The 15,174-nt window shown below is 64.8% G+C and carries 13 protein-coding genes; 11 read left to right on the top strand and 2 right to left on the bottom strand.

Annotation, left to right across the window (positions count from 1 at the left end):
* Positions 1 to 267: 267 nt before the first annotated feature.
* From L9B60_RS29780 to L9B60_RS29745, 8 genes are all read left to right on the top strand, one after another.
* Positions 268 to 1,938 carry a DUF1302 domain-containing protein gene (locus L9B60_RS29780; protein ID WP_249674755.1) on the top strand — a complete coding sequence of 557 codons (1,671 nt, stop codon included), beginning with the start codon at positions 268 to 270 and terminating at the stop codon, positions 1,936 to 1,938.
* A 61-nt stretch (positions 1,939 to 1,999) separates the two neighbouring features.
* On the top strand, positions 2,000 to 3,370 hold the full coding sequence (locus L9B60_RS29775; protein WP_249674754.1) for a DUF1329 domain-containing protein: 1,371 nt from the start codon (positions 2,000 to 2,002) through the stop codon (positions 3,368 to 3,370).
* 39 nt (positions 3,371 to 3,409) lie between these two features.
* Positions 3,410 to 4,222 (top strand): SDR family NAD(P)-dependent oxidoreductase, encoded by an 813-nt coding sequence (locus tag L9B60_RS29770; protein WP_249674753.1) that lies wholly within the window; start codon positions 3,410 to 3,412, stop codon positions 4,220 to 4,222.
* Positions 4,223 to 4,253: 31 nt separating this feature from the next.
* The gene (locus L9B60_RS29765) at positions 4,254 to 4,703 is read left to right on the top strand and encodes a nuclear transport factor 2 family protein (RefSeq protein ID WP_249674752.1); all 450 of its coding nucleotides are present in this window, start codon (positions 4,254 to 4,256) and stop codon (positions 4,701 to 4,703) included.
* A gap of 37 nt (positions 4,704 to 4,740) precedes the next feature.
* Positions 4,741 to 6,105 carry a phosphotransferase family protein gene (locus L9B60_RS29760; protein WP_249674751.1) on the top strand — a complete coding sequence of 455 codons (1,365 nt, stop codon included), beginning with the start codon at positions 4,741 to 4,743 and terminating at the stop codon, positions 6,103 to 6,105.
* A gap of 11 nt (positions 6,106 to 6,116) precedes the next feature.
* Positions 6,117 to 6,923, top strand: a complete 807-nt coding sequence (locus L9B60_RS29755; protein ID WP_249674750.1) for an SDR family NAD(P)-dependent oxidoreductase — start codon at positions 6,117 to 6,119, stop codon at positions 6,921 to 6,923.
* A 10-nt stretch (positions 6,924 to 6,933) separates the two neighbouring features.
* Positions 6,934 to 8,181 carry an MFS transporter gene (locus tag L9B60_RS29750; RefSeq protein ID WP_249674749.1) on the top strand — a complete coding sequence of 416 codons (1,248 nt, stop codon included), beginning with the start codon at positions 6,934 to 6,936 and terminating at the stop codon, positions 8,179 to 8,181.
* A gap of 94 nt (positions 8,182 to 8,275) precedes the next feature.
* Positions 8,276 to 9,202, top strand: coding sequence for a quinone oxidoreductase family protein (locus tag L9B60_RS29745; RefSeq protein ID WP_249674747.1), 927 nt, complete (start codon positions 8,276 to 8,278; stop codon positions 9,200 to 9,202).
* Between the two features lie 33 nt (positions 9,203 to 9,235).
* On the opposite strand, the gene L9B60_RS29740 is transcribed toward L9B60_RS29745, so the two are convergent.
* The gene (locus L9B60_RS29740; RefSeq protein WP_249674746.1) at positions 9,236 to 10,135 is read right to left on the bottom strand and encodes a helix-turn-helix transcriptional regulator; all 900 of its coding nucleotides are present in this window, start codon (positions 10,133 to 10,135) and stop codon (positions 9,236 to 9,238) included.
* A 142-nt stretch (positions 10,136 to 10,277) separates the two neighbouring features.
* Here L9B60_RS29740 and L9B60_RS29735 point away from each other — a divergent pair, with 142 nt between their 5' ends.
* A complete protein-coding gene (locus L9B60_RS29735; RefSeq protein WP_249674745.1) occupies positions 10,278 to 11,189 on the top strand; it encodes a LysR family transcriptional regulator in 912 nt (303 codons plus the stop codon).
* 24 nt (positions 11,190 to 11,213) lie between these two features.
* Here the strand turns inward: L9B60_RS29735 and L9B60_RS29730 are convergent, their stop codons facing one another.
* The gene (locus L9B60_RS29730) at positions 11,214 to 11,837 is read right to left on the bottom strand and encodes a TetR/AcrR family transcriptional regulator (protein WP_249674744.1); all 624 of its coding nucleotides are present in this window, start codon (positions 11,835 to 11,837) and stop codon (positions 11,214 to 11,216) included.
* 177 nt (positions 11,838 to 12,014) lie between these two features.
* Between L9B60_RS29730 and L9B60_RS29725 the strand changes: the two genes are divergently transcribed.
* Positions 12,015 to 13,628, top strand: coding sequence for a GMC family oxidoreductase (locus L9B60_RS29725; protein ID WP_249674743.1), 1,614 nt, complete (start codon positions 12,015 to 12,017; stop codon positions 13,626 to 13,628).
* Positions 13,625 to 15,115: an aldehyde dehydrogenase family protein gene (locus tag L9B60_RS29720; RefSeq protein ID WP_249674742.1), complete on the top strand. Its 1,491-nt coding sequence runs from the start codon at positions 13,625 to 13,627 to the stop codon at positions 15,113 to 15,115. The genes L9B60_RS29725 and L9B60_RS29720 overlap by 4 nt, the downstream gene beginning before the upstream one ends.
* The last annotated feature ends 59 nt before the right edge of the window (positions 15,116 to 15,174 follow it).

Here is a 15,174-nt window from a genome sequence, read left to right as displayed (position 1 = left end):
GCGGCCCCGGGAGCACGGCGCAGCCTTGTTGTTTGCCGCAGTCTAGGCAGCGGCCCTGGCATCGTAAAATCACAAAAACACCCCGCCGGTATTGGTTTTCCAGATACCACCGGCCTGTGTTCCAGGCCCCCGCATTTGGCCAATAGCGAAAGGCATTTGGGCAATGCCGCCGAGCGTTGTTTGCCGCCGCCGCGTCTCGTCTACTTCAGGTGCACCACCAAGCCAAGGCCCTCGACTGCCAATAACAAGAATGTGACGGGAGTGTTGATGATCAACCCAAAGCTTTTGCCGCTGCGCCTGGCCGTGTGTTTGTGCACGACGGCAGGCGCCCTGTGCGCTACCCCGCTTGAGGCTGCCGAGTTCGATACCGGTATCCCTGACCTGACCGCTCGCTGGGACAACACGGTGCGCTACAACCTGGGCGTGCGGGCCGAGTCACGGGACCCTGCGCTGGCCAACAACGCCACTTACGATGAGTCCGATGCCAAGTTCGATCGGGGCGACGTGGTGACCAACCGGGTCGACCTGATGAGCGAGCTGGAGGTGGCCTACAAGCAGTACCACGGCTTTCGCGTCAGCGCCGCGGGCTGGTATGACCAGGCCTATGACGACTCCGACGTGGCGACCACGGCGGGCAATGTCTACTACCCGGGCGCAGTGCCTGGCCCCAGCACCCCCAGCTACAGTGGTGGCCGGTACTCAAGCTTCACCCAGCGCTACCACCACGGCCCCAGCGGCGAATTGCTGGACGCCTTTGCCTTCACCCGTTTCGACCTGGGCGAGGTGCCGGTGAGCGTGCGCGCAGGGCGCCACACGGTGTACTGGGGCAATGGCCTGCTGATCGCCGGGCATGCCATTTCCTACTCCCAAGCGCCGCTGGATGGCCGCAAGGCGGTGAGTAACCCCGGCACCGAAACGCGGGAAATATTCTTGCCGTTGACCCAGGTGTCTACCCAGGCGCAACTCACCGATCGGCTGTCGGTGGCGGCGCAGTATTTCCTGGAATGGGACACCACCCGCGCGCCGGAGGGCGGTACATACCTGGCCTCGGCCGACGTCGCCCTGCAAGGGCCCGATCAGTTGCCCTTGCTCAGTGGCGTGACGCGCCCTTTGGTCGACCCCTACAAGCCGCACAACGCCGGCAACTGGGGGGTGATGGGCACCTATAGCCTGGATTTCATGCACTCGGACGTGAGCCTGTATTACCGCCAGTTCGACGACTACAACCCCTGGGGCCTGCAGGTGGCCCCCACCTTTGCCCGTTACGTCTACGCCAGGGACGTCAGGCTCTACGGCCTGGGCTTTTCCGCTGGCCCCATCCTGGGCGGCGGCTCCCTTGGCGTGGACCTGTCGTACCGGCAGAACACCTCGCTGGTGTCCAGCAACATCAGCACGCTGGACAACGAGGGCGCCCGCGGCGACACCTGGCACATGGTGGTCAACGGCCTGTGGTTGCTACCGCGCACGGCCTATTTCGACACCGGCAGCCTGATCGTCGAGACGGCCTTCAGCCACGTGCAGCGCGTCACCGAGCACGCCGAACTCTATAAGGGCGAAGGCTACGCCGGTTGCCCGGCTGGGCAGGACAAGCACTACGGCTGCGCCACCAACAACTACGTGGGCATGGCGGTGAGTTTTACCCCGCAGTGGCTGGGCGTGTTCCCTGGCTGGAACATCAGCGCGCCGATGAGCGTGGACTACGGGGTGTATGGCAACGCCGCTACCGGCGGCGGCAACGAAGGCAAATACACCTGGAAGGCCGGCATAAAAGGCACCTACGACGAGCGCTACGACGTGACCTTGTCGTACATCGGCTACGGCAGCGAGCGCAAATACGCCAACGTGCCCGGGGTTGGCAAGACCGTCGTCGGCGGCAGTGGCGATGTCGGCCTCACCGACCGTAACTGGCTGTCCCTGACCCTCAGCACCTCGTTCTGAACCGACCTGCACTGCACTGATGGCCCCGATGGGCGATCACCCCACCTGACTGGAGAGCGTTATGACGGTTAACAACCCTGGGGCCACGTTGGCGACGATCGGCCTGCTGGCCATCACCTTGGCGGGCGGCCCGGCCGTGGCCGACGACAGCTATACCGTTGCAGACCTGGGCGGCAAGCTCACACCGTTTGGCGCGATTGTGGCCGGCAATGCCGCCGGCACCATTCCTGCCTATGACGGCGGCTTTAAAGCGCCCGCAGGCCTGGTGCCGGGGGACGGCACCTGGCCCAACCCGTTCGCCGGGGAAAAGCCGCGCCTGCGCATCAGCGCCGCCAACGTGGACCAATACCAGGACCAACTGCCGGCGGGGCAGGTGCAACTGCTCAAGCAGAACCCAAGCACCTACTACCTCGACGTTTACCCCACCCACCGCACCGCCGCCTATCCGGCCAATTTTTTGGCCGCCAGCCAGCGCAACGCGAGCCGCCAGGGCTGCAAGACCGAGAACGACGGGCTGTCGATCAGCGAGGGGTGCCGTGGCGGCCTGCCATTCCCATTGCCCAAGGACGGCCATGAGGTGATGTGGAACTACATCCTCAACTACCAGGGGGTCAACGGTTGGGACTGGAACCACAGCGCCTACGTGGTCAACCAGGGCCACGCGACGTTGACCAATACCAACCGCTCCACGGGTGAAAAGCCTTTCTACCAATTGGACGTGCCAGGCCGCGACCCGAAAATCGCCCAGCGCATCTGGTCGTTCATCGTCGCGCCAGCCCGCACGGCGGGGCAGGCTTCCGGTTACTGGGACTACCTGGACCCGGTGGCCGAAGCCCGCTACGCCTGGAGCTACAGCACCGGCCAGCGGCGCGTGCGCAAGGCCCCGGAATTCAACTACGACACGCCAAACTCGGCGTTTGGCGGCGTGGCTTTCTACGATGAGATCTTCTTGTTCTCGGGGAAAATGGACCGCTTTGACTGGAAGCTGGTGGGCAAGAAGGAAATGTTCATTCCCTACAGCAACTACACGCTCAAGTGGGGCTGCGACATGGACCGCAAGCTGATGCCCAAGCACATCAACCCCGAGTGCGAACGCTGGGAATTGCACCGCGTGTGGGTAGTGGAGGCGACCCGCAAGGAGGGCGTGCGGCACGCGCATAAAAAACGTCGCTACTACATCGACGAAGACACCTTTGGCGCCGCCACGTATGACGCCTGGGACGACAGTGGCGCGCTGTTTCGCACCGGTTCGCAGTACAACATCGAAGCCTACGGCACACCCAACAACCCGCAGCAGGACTCCTATTCGCTGTACGACTTCACGCGTGACCAGTACGGCATGTTCGGCAATGGCCCGTCGCGTTACCGCGCCGCCCCGGTTTCCGAGCGTGAAGCCAACCCACAGACCATCGCCGGTGGCCAGACCCGCTGAGGCGGCGCCGTCTTTTTACCTGTAAAGCGAGCGTGCTTGATGAACCAGTTTTTGAAACGCCTGGAAGGCAAAGTGTGCGTGATCACCGGGGCCGGCAGTGGCATTGGCCGTGCCTCGGCCCTGCGGTTTGCCCAAGAGGGCGCCACGGTGGTGGTCACCGACCTGTACGCCGAATCGGCCCAGGCCGTGGCCGCGCAAATCGGCCCCAACGCCTTGGCCCTGCAAGTGGACGTGGGCGAGGAGGAGGCGCTGCGGCACATGGTCGAGGAAACCGTGAACACCTTCGGCCGCATCGACGTGCTGTTCAATAACGCCGTGTACAAGAACCCCGCTACCACCCGCGACATTGATTTCATCGATTTCAATACCGAGCTGTTTCACAACTGCATGCGGGTCAACGTGCTGGGCGGCGTGCTGGCGTGCAAGCATGCCTTACCGCACATGCTGGCCCAGGGCAGCGGCGCCATCCTCTTCACCTCGTCCACCAGCTCCATCGCCGGTGAAATCGCCCAGTTCAGCTATGGCGCATCCAAGGCCGCGTTGAACTGGTACGTGCAAACCATCGCCGCCACCTTTGGCAAACGCGGCATTCGCTGCAACGGCATCCTGCCCGGCGTGATCCGCACCCCGGCCATGGAAAGTTGGGCCAACGAGGCGATGAAGGCAGCCTTCCTCGATCTGCAGAACGTGCCGCAACTGGGCGAACCCGAGGACATCGCAGCCATGGCCGCCTTCCTCGCCAGCGACGATGCGGCCTATGTCAATGGCGCGCTGATGCGCGTCGATGGCGGCATGAGCTGCGGCACACCGATGGTGCCGGTGGTGCGCAACTTCCTGTTGCCCCAGGCCTGAACCCGATTTTTTTTGACGAGGAGTACAGCACATGGCTTTGCCGCAGGAGCAACTGGTTCTCGACATGCTGGCCGCCTGGGGCGACGGCTCGCCCGGCTGCCGCCCGGACATCGAACGCATCATGGCCGCCTTCGCCGAGCAGGTGGTATGGCAATTATGGGTGCCCGGCGGCCCGGTTATCCGGGGGCGTGCGGCGTTGCGCCAGGAGATCGAACGGCAGATGAGCTACGTCACCCACAACCTGTGCACCACCCGCCAGATCGTTTCGTCGGCGCGGGTGGTGATGACCGAGCGCGATGACTACTGCGTCAACAATGGCGTGCCCATGCCGCACTCGATGGTGGCGGTGTACGAATTGGATGAACAGGGCTTGATCTGCGCCTGGCGCGAATACCTCGACACCGCGGACCTGGCCAGGAAAAAGGGCGTGGCGCTGGCAGAGGTCGGCGGCCCGAACACTGGCGTCACCGGCGCCAATTGACAGTGGCGCCGACACCCGGCGCCGGATGGAGACTGATATGCAAGTAACCCCCGATTGTACCGCTGACCCGGTCGAGGCCAAATTGCGCGCCTTCGTCGAAGGCCTACTGGGCGGCCAGGTCACTGCCATGCAGCGCCTGCTGCGCTGGCGCCCGGCCTGGAACCTTGAGCTGCAACGCGGCGACCAAACCCTGCAACTGCATATCCGTGGCGAGCGTGGCGGCGACGTCAGCCCGTTTCCGGAGCTTGCCCGCGAGGCCGACATCCTGACCCTGCTCGGCGAGCAAGGGGTGCCGGTACCGCACATCTACGGCCTGTGCGAAGACCCCAAGGCCATCGTGATGCAGCGGGTGCCCGGCAGCCGCGACGTGCGCACCGCCAAGGACGATGCGCAGCGCCACGACGTGGCCCGCCAGTGGGTGCAGGCCATGGCGCGCATGCATCAACTGCCGTTGCAGCCCTTCGTCGAGCAGGGCATCGAGTTGCCGCGCAGTGCCCAGGACATCGCCTTGGCGGGGCTGCACGCCTACTACCCGCTGTACGCACGCAACAAGACCCGTGCCCAGCCCCTGGCCGAGTTCGCCGTGGGCTGGCTGCGCCGCCATGTGCCGCAGCATCGCACCCAGCCAGGTTTCGTGCAGTACGACTCGGGGCAGTTCCTGTTCGAAAACGGCCAGGTGCTGGGGCTGTACGACTTCGAGTTCGCGATGATCGGCGATCCCCTGGCCGACCTGGCGTCGGCGCGTATGCGCGACAACTACGAACCCCTGGGGGACAGTTTTGCCGCCCTGTACCGCCATTACCAGGCGCTGACCGGCGAGCCGGCCGACGCCGACGTGGTGCGCTACCACACCGTGCTGTTCGCCACCGTCAGCACCTTGCAGTTCTCGGCCTCGGTGGCCACCCCGCAGCCGGGCGACCCGCACGACACCTATGTCGAATTCGACCTGGCGCTGCGCCGGGTCGTGGTGCATGCACTGGCCGAAGCCATGGGCGTAGCCCTGGAGGTGCCGAGCCTGGTGATCGCCGAGCGTGGCCCCAATGCCCACCTGCTCACCATGCTCGCCGATGCCCTGGCCCACGTCGAGGTCGCCAGCGAGTTCCAGCAAACCAAGCTGGCCGCTGCCAGCAAGCTGGTGGAGTACCTGGGCTGCGGCGATGCCATGGAACTGCAGTTGCGCCAGCAGGAGCTGCAGGAGGCGCAAACCTTGTTGGGCCGCACGTTTGAGGACTACAGCGAGATAGAGCCGGCACTGGAAGCCTTCGTCAAACAGGCTGGGCCGGAACACGACGTGCCGCTGCTGCGCCTGTTCATGGCCCAGGTCGAACGCCGCGTACGGGTTTACGGCAATACCGCCATCGGCGCCTCCGCGCGCCATATCGACCTGCCACCTGTGGCTTGAAAGGAGCCTGCATGACTGATCCGGATTTCCTCCACCGCTATGGCCCTTGGGCCGTGATCGCCGGCGCCTCCCACGGCGTGGGCGCAGCCTTTGCCCACTTGCTGGCGGCCCGTGGCCTGAACTGCGTGCTGGTGGCACGCCGTGGCGACGCGCTGGCCCAGTTGCAACACCAGCTGGAGCAGCAATACGCTGTCCAGGTGCTGCTGGTGACCCAGGACCTGGCTCGCCCAGACGCCTGTGACCAATTGGTGGCGGCCATCGGCACGCGGCAGGTCGGGCTGTTTGTGTACAACGCCGGTGGCGACCCCTACATCACCCGTTTTTTGGCAACCCCGGCCGACGATTGGGACGCCTTGCTCACCCTCAACAGCCAGACGGTGATGCGCTGCAGCCACGCCTTTGGCGGTGCAATGGTGGCGCGCGGGCGCGGCGGCCTGCTGTTAGTGGGCTCCCAGGCGGCGTTGGGCGGTATCCGCAAACTGGCGATGTACAGCGCCACCAAGGGTTTCGCGCTGAACTTGGGCGAAGCACTGTGGGCGGAGTGGAAAGACCTGGGGGTGGATGTGCTCAACCTGCTGATCGGCACCGTGGACACCCCCACCATGCGCGAGGCCATGGTCAAGCTGAACATCCCCGACGCGCTGACCATGGCCCTGCCCAAGGCCCAGGAGTTGGCGCAGTGGGCGCTGCAGGAACTGGGCAATGGCCCGACGCTGATCCACCCCCAGGACACCCTGGCCCATCCCCCCGGCCAGGCTCGACGCGCGCAGGTGCTGAACAAGAGCGCCGAAGCCGCCGTGTTTATTGGCAACGATTGAGGTGCGCCCCATGAAAGGTTTGGACACTGCAGAATTCAAACGTGGCTGGCGGGTGTTGGTGCTGGCCCTGGTCGGCGTGGCGACCAGCTCCAGCTCGTTGCTGCTGTACAGCTTCAGCTCGATGGTCATCCCCTTGCAGAACGCCATGGGCTGGGACCGGGCGCAATTGCAGGTGGCGATCAGCGCGTTGTCGCTGGGCACCATCGTCGCCTCGCAATTGGCCGGCTGGCTCAACCTTCGCCATGGCTTGCGCCGTGTCACTTGGGTTTCCCTGTTGGCGCTGTGCCTGAGCATGTGGGCGTTGACCGGCATCAACGGCTCGATCTGGAGCCTGTACCTGGGCTTTTTCCTGGTGCCGCTGGCAGGGCTGGGCACGTTGCAGGTGACCTGGTCGCACTTGGTCAACCTGTGGTTCGAGGAAAACCGCGGGCTGGCACTGGCAATCATCCTCAGTGGCTCGGGCCTGGCGGCCATCGGCTTGCCATTGCTCACCGCGTGGGCGGTGGGCCGCTGGAACTGGCAGGCAGGCTTTTTCGCCCTGGGGCTGTTGCCGGTGGTCCTGGCCTTGCCACTGACGCTGCGCTGGCTGCTGCCCGCCGCCGGCGCCCCTGGCCATCGCGCCGCCGCGCCGGTTGGCGCAGCACCGGCAAATGGGCTGCGCCTGGGTGAGGCGTTGCGTTCATGGCGCTTCTGGGTATGCAACCTGTCGATGACCCTGGTGGTGTCGTGTGTGGTGGGCATGGTGACCAACATCGTGCCGTTGCTTCAGGACCGTGGCCTCAGTGCACTGCAGGCCAGCCAGGTGTTCAGCAGCTTTGGCATCTCGCTGATCCTCGGCCGGCTGCTGGTGGGCTACCTGATCGACCGGCTGTGGGCGCCTGCCGTGGCGTCGCTGGCGCTGCTGATGCCGGCCTTTGCCTGCGCCATTTTCACCTTCGGCGCCTCGACCATCGCCCTGTACACCCTGGCCACGCTGCTGGTGGGCGTGGGGGCGGGTGCCGAGTTCGACATCGCCGCTTTTTTGATCGCGCGCTACTTTGGTATGCGCGATTACGGCCGGCTGTTTGGGGCGCACCTGGGGCTGGTGACGGCTGGCGCGGCAATCGCGCCACTGCTGTTTGCACTGCTGTACAAGAACACCGGCGGCTATTCGGCGATGCTGCTGTTTTGCGGCGTGTGTTTTGTCGTCGGGCCGTTGCTGTTGCTGACGTTGGGCGGTTACCCGCGCTTCCAGGGCCAAGGGCTGCCTGCCTCGTGAAGCGCCTGATGACTAAATATATAGACAATAATAGTGAAAGTGTTCAACTATTGCGTCATGCGCAGACCAAAACAAGACAGACAAGGAGAAAGCCATGCGTGCAGCCATCATTAGCGAGCGTAATGCACCGCCCGTCGTGGGCGAGTTTCGCGACCCGCAGCCCCAGGAGGGCGCGGTACTGATCGACGTCGATACCGCAGGCCTGGGCGGCTGGGACGTATTGGGCGCCTACCGCCTGGGTGTCGAATACCCCTGTGTGATCCGCGGCGAAGGCGTGGGCCGCGCGCCCGATGGGCGCCGGGTGTATTTCGGCGAGCGCTCGGTGCTGCCGTTCGGTGCCTGGGCAGAGCGTACCCTGGTGCCCCAGGCCGAAGTCTGGAACGTGCCGGAGGAGGTCGATGACAAAACCGCCATCAGCATGGGCATCGCCGCGACGGGCGCCATCGTGCCGCTGGAGAAAGCCCAGATCCAGAAGGGTGAAAAAGTGTTGGTACTGGGCGCCACGGGCACCCTCGGCCAGATCGCCTTGCAACTGGCACGTGGCATGGGCGCCGGCAAGGTAGTGGGGGCCGCGCGTTCCGGCGAGGCCCTGGGCCGCCTGAAGTCGCGGGGCATTGCCGACGAGGTGGTGACCCTGGGCGGCAGCGATGACGTGGGCGCTCTGAAGGAGGCGGCCGATGGCGGTTTTGACGTGGTGCTCGACCTGGTGTGTGGCCAGCCGATGCTGACGTCCTTGAAAGCCACCAATTGGGGGGCGCGCATCATGACCATCGGCACCGGCGCCGGGCGCCAGTTGAACCTGGACATCGCCGACCTGCTGTTTCGCAACCTGTCCTGCATCGGCACTGGCCAGCGCCCGCCGGCCGACCGCGAGCAGATCTGGCTGCGCTTGCTGAAAATCGCCAGGGAACAGCAGATCCAGGTGGACTACCTGGACTTCACCCTCGACCAGGCTGCGCAAGCGTGGGCGGCCCAGGTGAGTGGGCCCCATGCGAAAATCACCGCCACGATCGGCCGATAGCCAACGGTTGGGCGCGCCCTTGAACGGGCGCGCTCAGCGCAGGCGTTGGCGGCGGAACGCCTCGGGCGTGACGCCCAGTTCCTTGCGAAAGGCGGCACCGAATGCGGCGGCGTTGTTGAAGCCGGCCTGGTAAGCCACCTGCTTGACCAGCAAGGTGCGGTCGGCCAGCAATGCCATGGCCGTTTGCAGCCGGCAGTGCGCGGCGTAACGGCGCAGGGTCATGCCGGTGGTGTTCTTGCAGCGGCTGGACAGGGCGCGCAATGGCATGTCACAGGCCTGCGCCAGGCGCTGCAACGCGCCGCTTTGCTCGCCCATGGCATCGAACTGTTCGCGCAGGAACTTGAGTTGCGTGGGGCTGAGTTTTTCGCCGCCTGGCGCGGGGTCGGCACCGGGGGCGTCGATGTATTCGCGGCGCAGGTCCAGGGCGATGCTGGTCAGTAGGCATTCGGTTTGCAATTCGCTGGCAAAGCCCGGTTGGGCCACCTCTTCGGCCAAGCGCAGCAAGGAGGCCTGCAGGTAGTGGCTTTTGAGGTTGAGCATGGATTCATCGACATTGTCTTGCCAGTCCCAGCGAAAGCAGCCCAGCGCACCCAAGGTGGCGGGGTCGAAAACGCACACCAAGGCCTTTTGCGCGCAAGCGTCGTGGCGCAGGTGGAACTGGGTGTCGTGGGGGATGAACAGCAGTTTGCCCAGGGGGTGGAACGCCTGCCTGCGCGGGTGGGCAAAACTGCCCAGGTTGGGGTTGGCATGGCCGCTGGCGGGCAACATCAGGCGCAGCAGGCAACTGTCGCCGGTTTCGATCAGGGCAGTGCCGCTATTGGACCACTGGGCGTGCTCGATGCGGATGTCGAAGCCCTGTTTGGCCACCGACGCCTCGGTCAGGAAAAGGCCCGAGTCTTCGCAGTCGTATTCGCTGTACTGGATCGCGTTCATCTTCCCTACCTTCAGCTTTTTTTATTGTTGGTGCTGAAATTCGACGGTTGGCGCACGTCAAGGGCGCCTCCCGGCCTTGAGTGTAACCAGCGCCGGGGCCCGGCTGTTTCATATATTCAGGTGGCAGGTATCAGGAAATCAGATGACCAAGGGCAAAGATATTTCCATGCGCCAATTGCGCTATTTCGTTGCTGCCGCCGACGCGGGGCAGTTCTCCCAGGCCGCGCTCAAGGTGCACGTGTCACAGTCGGCGATCACCGCGGCGGTGCTGCAACTGGAGGAGTCGCTGGGCGTGGGCCTGTTCGACCGCATGCCCCATGGCGTCGCGTTGACGGCCGAGGGCAACAAGTTCTGCCAACATGCCCGGCACATCCTCGACACCCTGCAGGATGCGCTCAGCGAGCCGCTGTTTCTCAGCCACGCCATGCAAGGCACGGTGCGGGTAGGGGCGTCCTATACGGTGCTAGGCTACTTTTTGCCGGCGTTGCTGGCGCGCTTCAAGCGCAGCTACCCGCTGGTTGAAATCGACCTGGTAGACATGGACCGCCTGAGCATCGAGCGCGCGGTGAGCAATGGCGAGCTCGACCTGGGCCTGACCATCGTGTCCAACACCCCGGACCTGGCAGGGTTTGCCCACCACGTGCTGATTCGCTCGCGTCGCCAGCTGTGGCTGGCCAGCCAGCACCCGCTGATGCAAACCCCCTCGATCAACTTGCAGGACGTGGCCGGGCACGCCTATATCCTGGCTACGCTGGATGAGGGCGACACCTCGACATTGCGCTATTGGGAGTCGCGCGGGTTGGCGCCCAAGGTGGCGTTTCGCACCTCGTCCATGGAGGCGCTGCGCGGGTTGGTGGGCCATGGGTTCGGGGTCACGATCCTCTCGGACATGCTGTACCGGGCCTGGTCGCTGGAGGGCAAGAAAATCGAGATCCGCCCGTTGGTGGACGTGATCCCGCCCATGGAGCTGGGCCTGGTCTGGTTGCCGGACTGCCCGATGCCGGCGCCTGCGCAGGCATTCCGGCAGTTCCTGATCATGGCGTGCGCGTCCTAGGCCAGGCTGAAAGCCTGCGCAGACTCACTCGGGCGGCGCGCCGGGCGCCGGCCATTGGCCGTTATTCATCAGGCTGTCGAACGCCTCGGTCATGTCCTGTGCCGACCCCGGGTAATCATGTCGCACCCACCATAGCCACAGCCCCAACAGCGCCCCGACAAAACTGCGCACCGCCACTTCGTCGCGCAGGTGCGCGGGCGAATACATCCCTTGTTTGCGGTAGTGTTCGCGCACTTGCACCACCAGGATGTTTTCCAGGTGCGCGAGTACCACCCGCTGGCCTTCGCCGCTGAAAAACGAAGTCGTCAGCGCCGCATGCCGCTCGGTGGCGCCAAACAGCCAGGTCGAAACGTCCAGCACCTCCCGCTCGTCGCCCTGTACCTCGGTGACCCGGGTGGTGGGCATGCCGATGATTTCGTAACCGGCCGCGATCAGGTCTTCCTTGTCGCGAAAGTGTGCATAAAACGTCGAGCGCGCCACCCCCGATCGGTCGAGCAGGTCTTGCACGGTGATCTCGCCGTAGTCCTTCTCCAGGGCCAGGCGGTACATGTGGTCCAACAGCAAATCACGGGTGCGCTGGGAGCGCAGCAGGTGGCGCTGGCTTGAACACGATTGATCGGCCTTGTGGGCGGGAGCGGAGTGGGGCATCCGGAACCTCTGCATTGTTTTTATGGGTATGTGCGAGTACCTAAGGTTTTAGAACAGTTTTTGTGAAAGTGTTATTTTTCTTCACGATGTCGAACACATTTGCCGTTCTGTTCGTTGTGGGGTGGTACGGCGGCACTTATGTTTTCTGCGGTCCGCAAGAGACCTTGGAGAACAACAATGAGCACTGTCTACGACTACATCATCATCGGCGCGGGCTCGGCCGGCTGCGTGCTGGCCAATCGTCTATCCGCCGACCCTTCGGCCTCGGTGCTGTTGGTCGAAAGTGGCCCGGACCACACCAGCCCCTTGATTGCCATGCCCCGGGGCATGGGCAAGTTGTTGAGCCCGGGCAACCCCCATGTGTGGCATTACCAGGCCGAGCGCGGCCAGGGCATGCAAAGCGAGCAATGGCTCAAGGGCCGGGCCATTGGGGGGTCCAGCTCGATCAACGGCATGGTCTACGTGCGCGGCACGCCGGCTGATTATGATGGCTGGGAGGCGCAGGGTTGCGTCGGCTGGGGCTGGGCCGACATGGGGCGCCAGTTCGTCGCGCTGGAAGATCACCAACTGGGCAAGGGCACGTGGCGCGGCGTGGGCGGGCCGTTGAAGGTCACCGTGCACCCGGCGGGCGACGCCTTGTGCGATGCGGTGATCAGCGCTGCGGGCGGGCTGGGCGTGGCCCGCACCGATGACACCAACCATGTCGATTCGGTAGGCAAAGGCGGCTTTGGCTACCAGCCGCAAACCACCTGGAACGGCCAGCGCTTCAGTGCGGCCAAGGCCTTTCTCGACCCGGTGCGCGGGCGGCCGAACCTGACGGTGATGACCGGCACGTCGGTGCAACGCATCGAATTTGTCGGCCGCCGTGCCACGGCGGTACAGCTCAGCCCCGGCCAGGCGCACGTGCAGGTACGCCGCGAAGTGCTGCTGTGCGCCGGGGCGATCGAGTCGCCCAAGCTGTTGCAATTGTCAGGCATCGGCCCGGCCGAGTTGCTTGGCAAGCTGGGTATTGCGCTGGTGCAGGACGCCCCCGAGGTGGGCCGTAATTTGCGTGAGCACGTGTACATGGCAATGCAGTACCGGGTGACCCGTGGCAGCTTCAACCATTGTTTTCATGGCTTGGGATTGCTGGGTGCGCTGGGCCAGTACTTTTTGCGCAAGAGCGGGCCCATGACCCATGCCGCCCACGAAGCCGGTGGCTTTATCAAGACCCGCCCGGAGCTTGAGCAGCCAGACGCGCAGATTGGCGTGAGCCTGTATTCCATGAACGGCGACGGCAACAAGATCGAAATCGACAAACAGCCGGGCCTGACCATCGGTGGCTATTTCCTGCGCCCGCAAAGCCAGGGTGAGCTGCGCATCCAATCGAAAGACGCCGCGGTGCCGCCACTGATCAACGCCAATTACCTGAATGCCGAGATCGATCGCACCTCGGCCATCGCCTTGTTCCGCTGGTTCCGCCAGTTGGCCGCACAGCCGGCGCTCAAGCCGTTCATCGTCAGTGAGCTGACGCCGGGGGCGCAGGTGCAAAGCGACGAGCAGATCCTGGCGGCCTTTCGCCGTTTCGGCCAAACCGCCTATCACGTCTCCGGCACCTGCCGCATGGGCGCCGACAGCACCTCGGTACTGGACCCACAGTTGCGCGTGCGCGGCGTGGAGGGCTTGCGGGTAGTGGACACCTCGGTCATGCCCTGCCTGGTGTCGGGCAACACCAACGCCCCGGCGATGGCCATCGCCATGCGCGCCGCGGAAATGATCACCGGCACCCTGTCAGGAGCAAACGCGGCATGACTATTCCTTTTACCCACCTGGACAAACTCTACATCGATGGCGCCTGGGTAGGCGCCGACGGCCCGCCTGAAGCGGTGCTCAACCCGGCCACTGAAGCTGTGATCGGCCAAGCCCCCAGCGGCGACCTGGGCAGTGCCGACGCCGCCATCGCCGCCGCGCGCCAGGCCTTCGACAACGGCCCGTGGCCGTGGCTGAGCATGGCCGAGCGCGCCGGCTACCTGCGGCGCATGCACGCCGCCCTGGTGAGCAAGCGCGAGCAGATCGCCGCGTTGATCATCGCCGAAGTCGGCTGCTCCCAAGGGGTGACCTACGCGATGCAAGTGGACATGCCGTTGGCCCATGTACTGACCGCCATCGAGCAGTCGGTGTGCAGCGACAGCCAGCAAATCGCCGTTCACACCAACCCCAACCCGTTCAACCCCGCAGGCCCGCTGCTGTTGGGCAGCGGCACCGTGGAGCGCGAACCCATAGGTGTGGTGGCCGGCATCACCGGCTACAACTTCCCGTTCTTGCTGAACCTGGCCAAGGTGTTTCCGGCCTTGCTGGCGGGCAATACCCTGGTGCTCAAACCTTCGCCGTTCACCCCGTATTCGGCCTTGCTGTTTGGCCAGATCGCCGAAGAAGTCGGCCTGCCCAAGGGCGTGCTGAACATTGTCACCGGCGGCATCGAGGTGGGCAGCCAGTTGAGCTGCGACCCGCGGGTGGACATGGTCTCGTTCACCGGCTCCGAAACCGTGGGCGCGAGCATCATGAGCCAGGCCGCGCCGACCCTCAAGCGGGTGCACCTGGAGCTGGGGGGCAAATCGGCATTGATCGTGCGCGCCGACGCCGATATCCCGGCCACTGCCCTGGGCGCGGTGGCCGGGCTTGCAGTCAATGCCGGGCAGGGCTGCGCGCTGTTGACGCGGTTCGTGGTGCACCAGTCGGTGCGCGAGCAGTTCGTGCAGTGCGCCAAGGCCGTCGCGGCGCAGTGGAAGGTGGGCGACCCGGCCGACCCCAGCGTCATGATGGGCCCGCTGATCCGTGCTTCGCAGCGGGCCAAGGTCGAGCACTTCATTGCCAGTGGCCGCGACGCAGGCGCCACCTTGGTGTGCGGCGGCGGGCGCCCGGCGCACCTGGACAAGGGCTTTTTCAGCGAGCTGACGCTGTTCGATGACGTGCGCAACGACATGCAGATCGCCCAGGAAGAGATCTTCGGGCCGGTGGGCGTGGTGATCGGCTTTGACAGCGACGAGCAGGCCATCGCCATCGCCAACGACTCGCGTTTTGGCCTGGCTGGCGCGGTGGCTTCGGCCGATGCGGCCACCGCCTATGCCTTGGCCCGGCGTATTCGCGCCGGCAGCGTGTTCCTCAACGGCGGCAGCGGCGGCTTGCCCTACGCGCCCATTGGCGGTTTCAAACGCTCAGGCATCGGGCGTGAGTTCGGGCCCAACTGGCTGAAAGAGTTCACCCAGGAAAAATCGATTATCTACCCCATCGGGCGCTAGCCCTGGCGCGGGTGCGGGTATCAAAAAACGGCTGACAATAAAAACAAAAGGTGGTTTGC

This window comes from Pseudomonas abieticivorans, assembly GCF_023509015.1.
GTDB lineage: Bacteria > Pseudomonadota > Gammaproteobacteria > Pseudomonadales > Pseudomonadaceae > Aquipseudomonas > Aquipseudomonas abieticivorans.
Note: the sequence above shows the minus strand (reverse complement) of the source record. Positions and strands in the feature narration are given on the sequence as shown.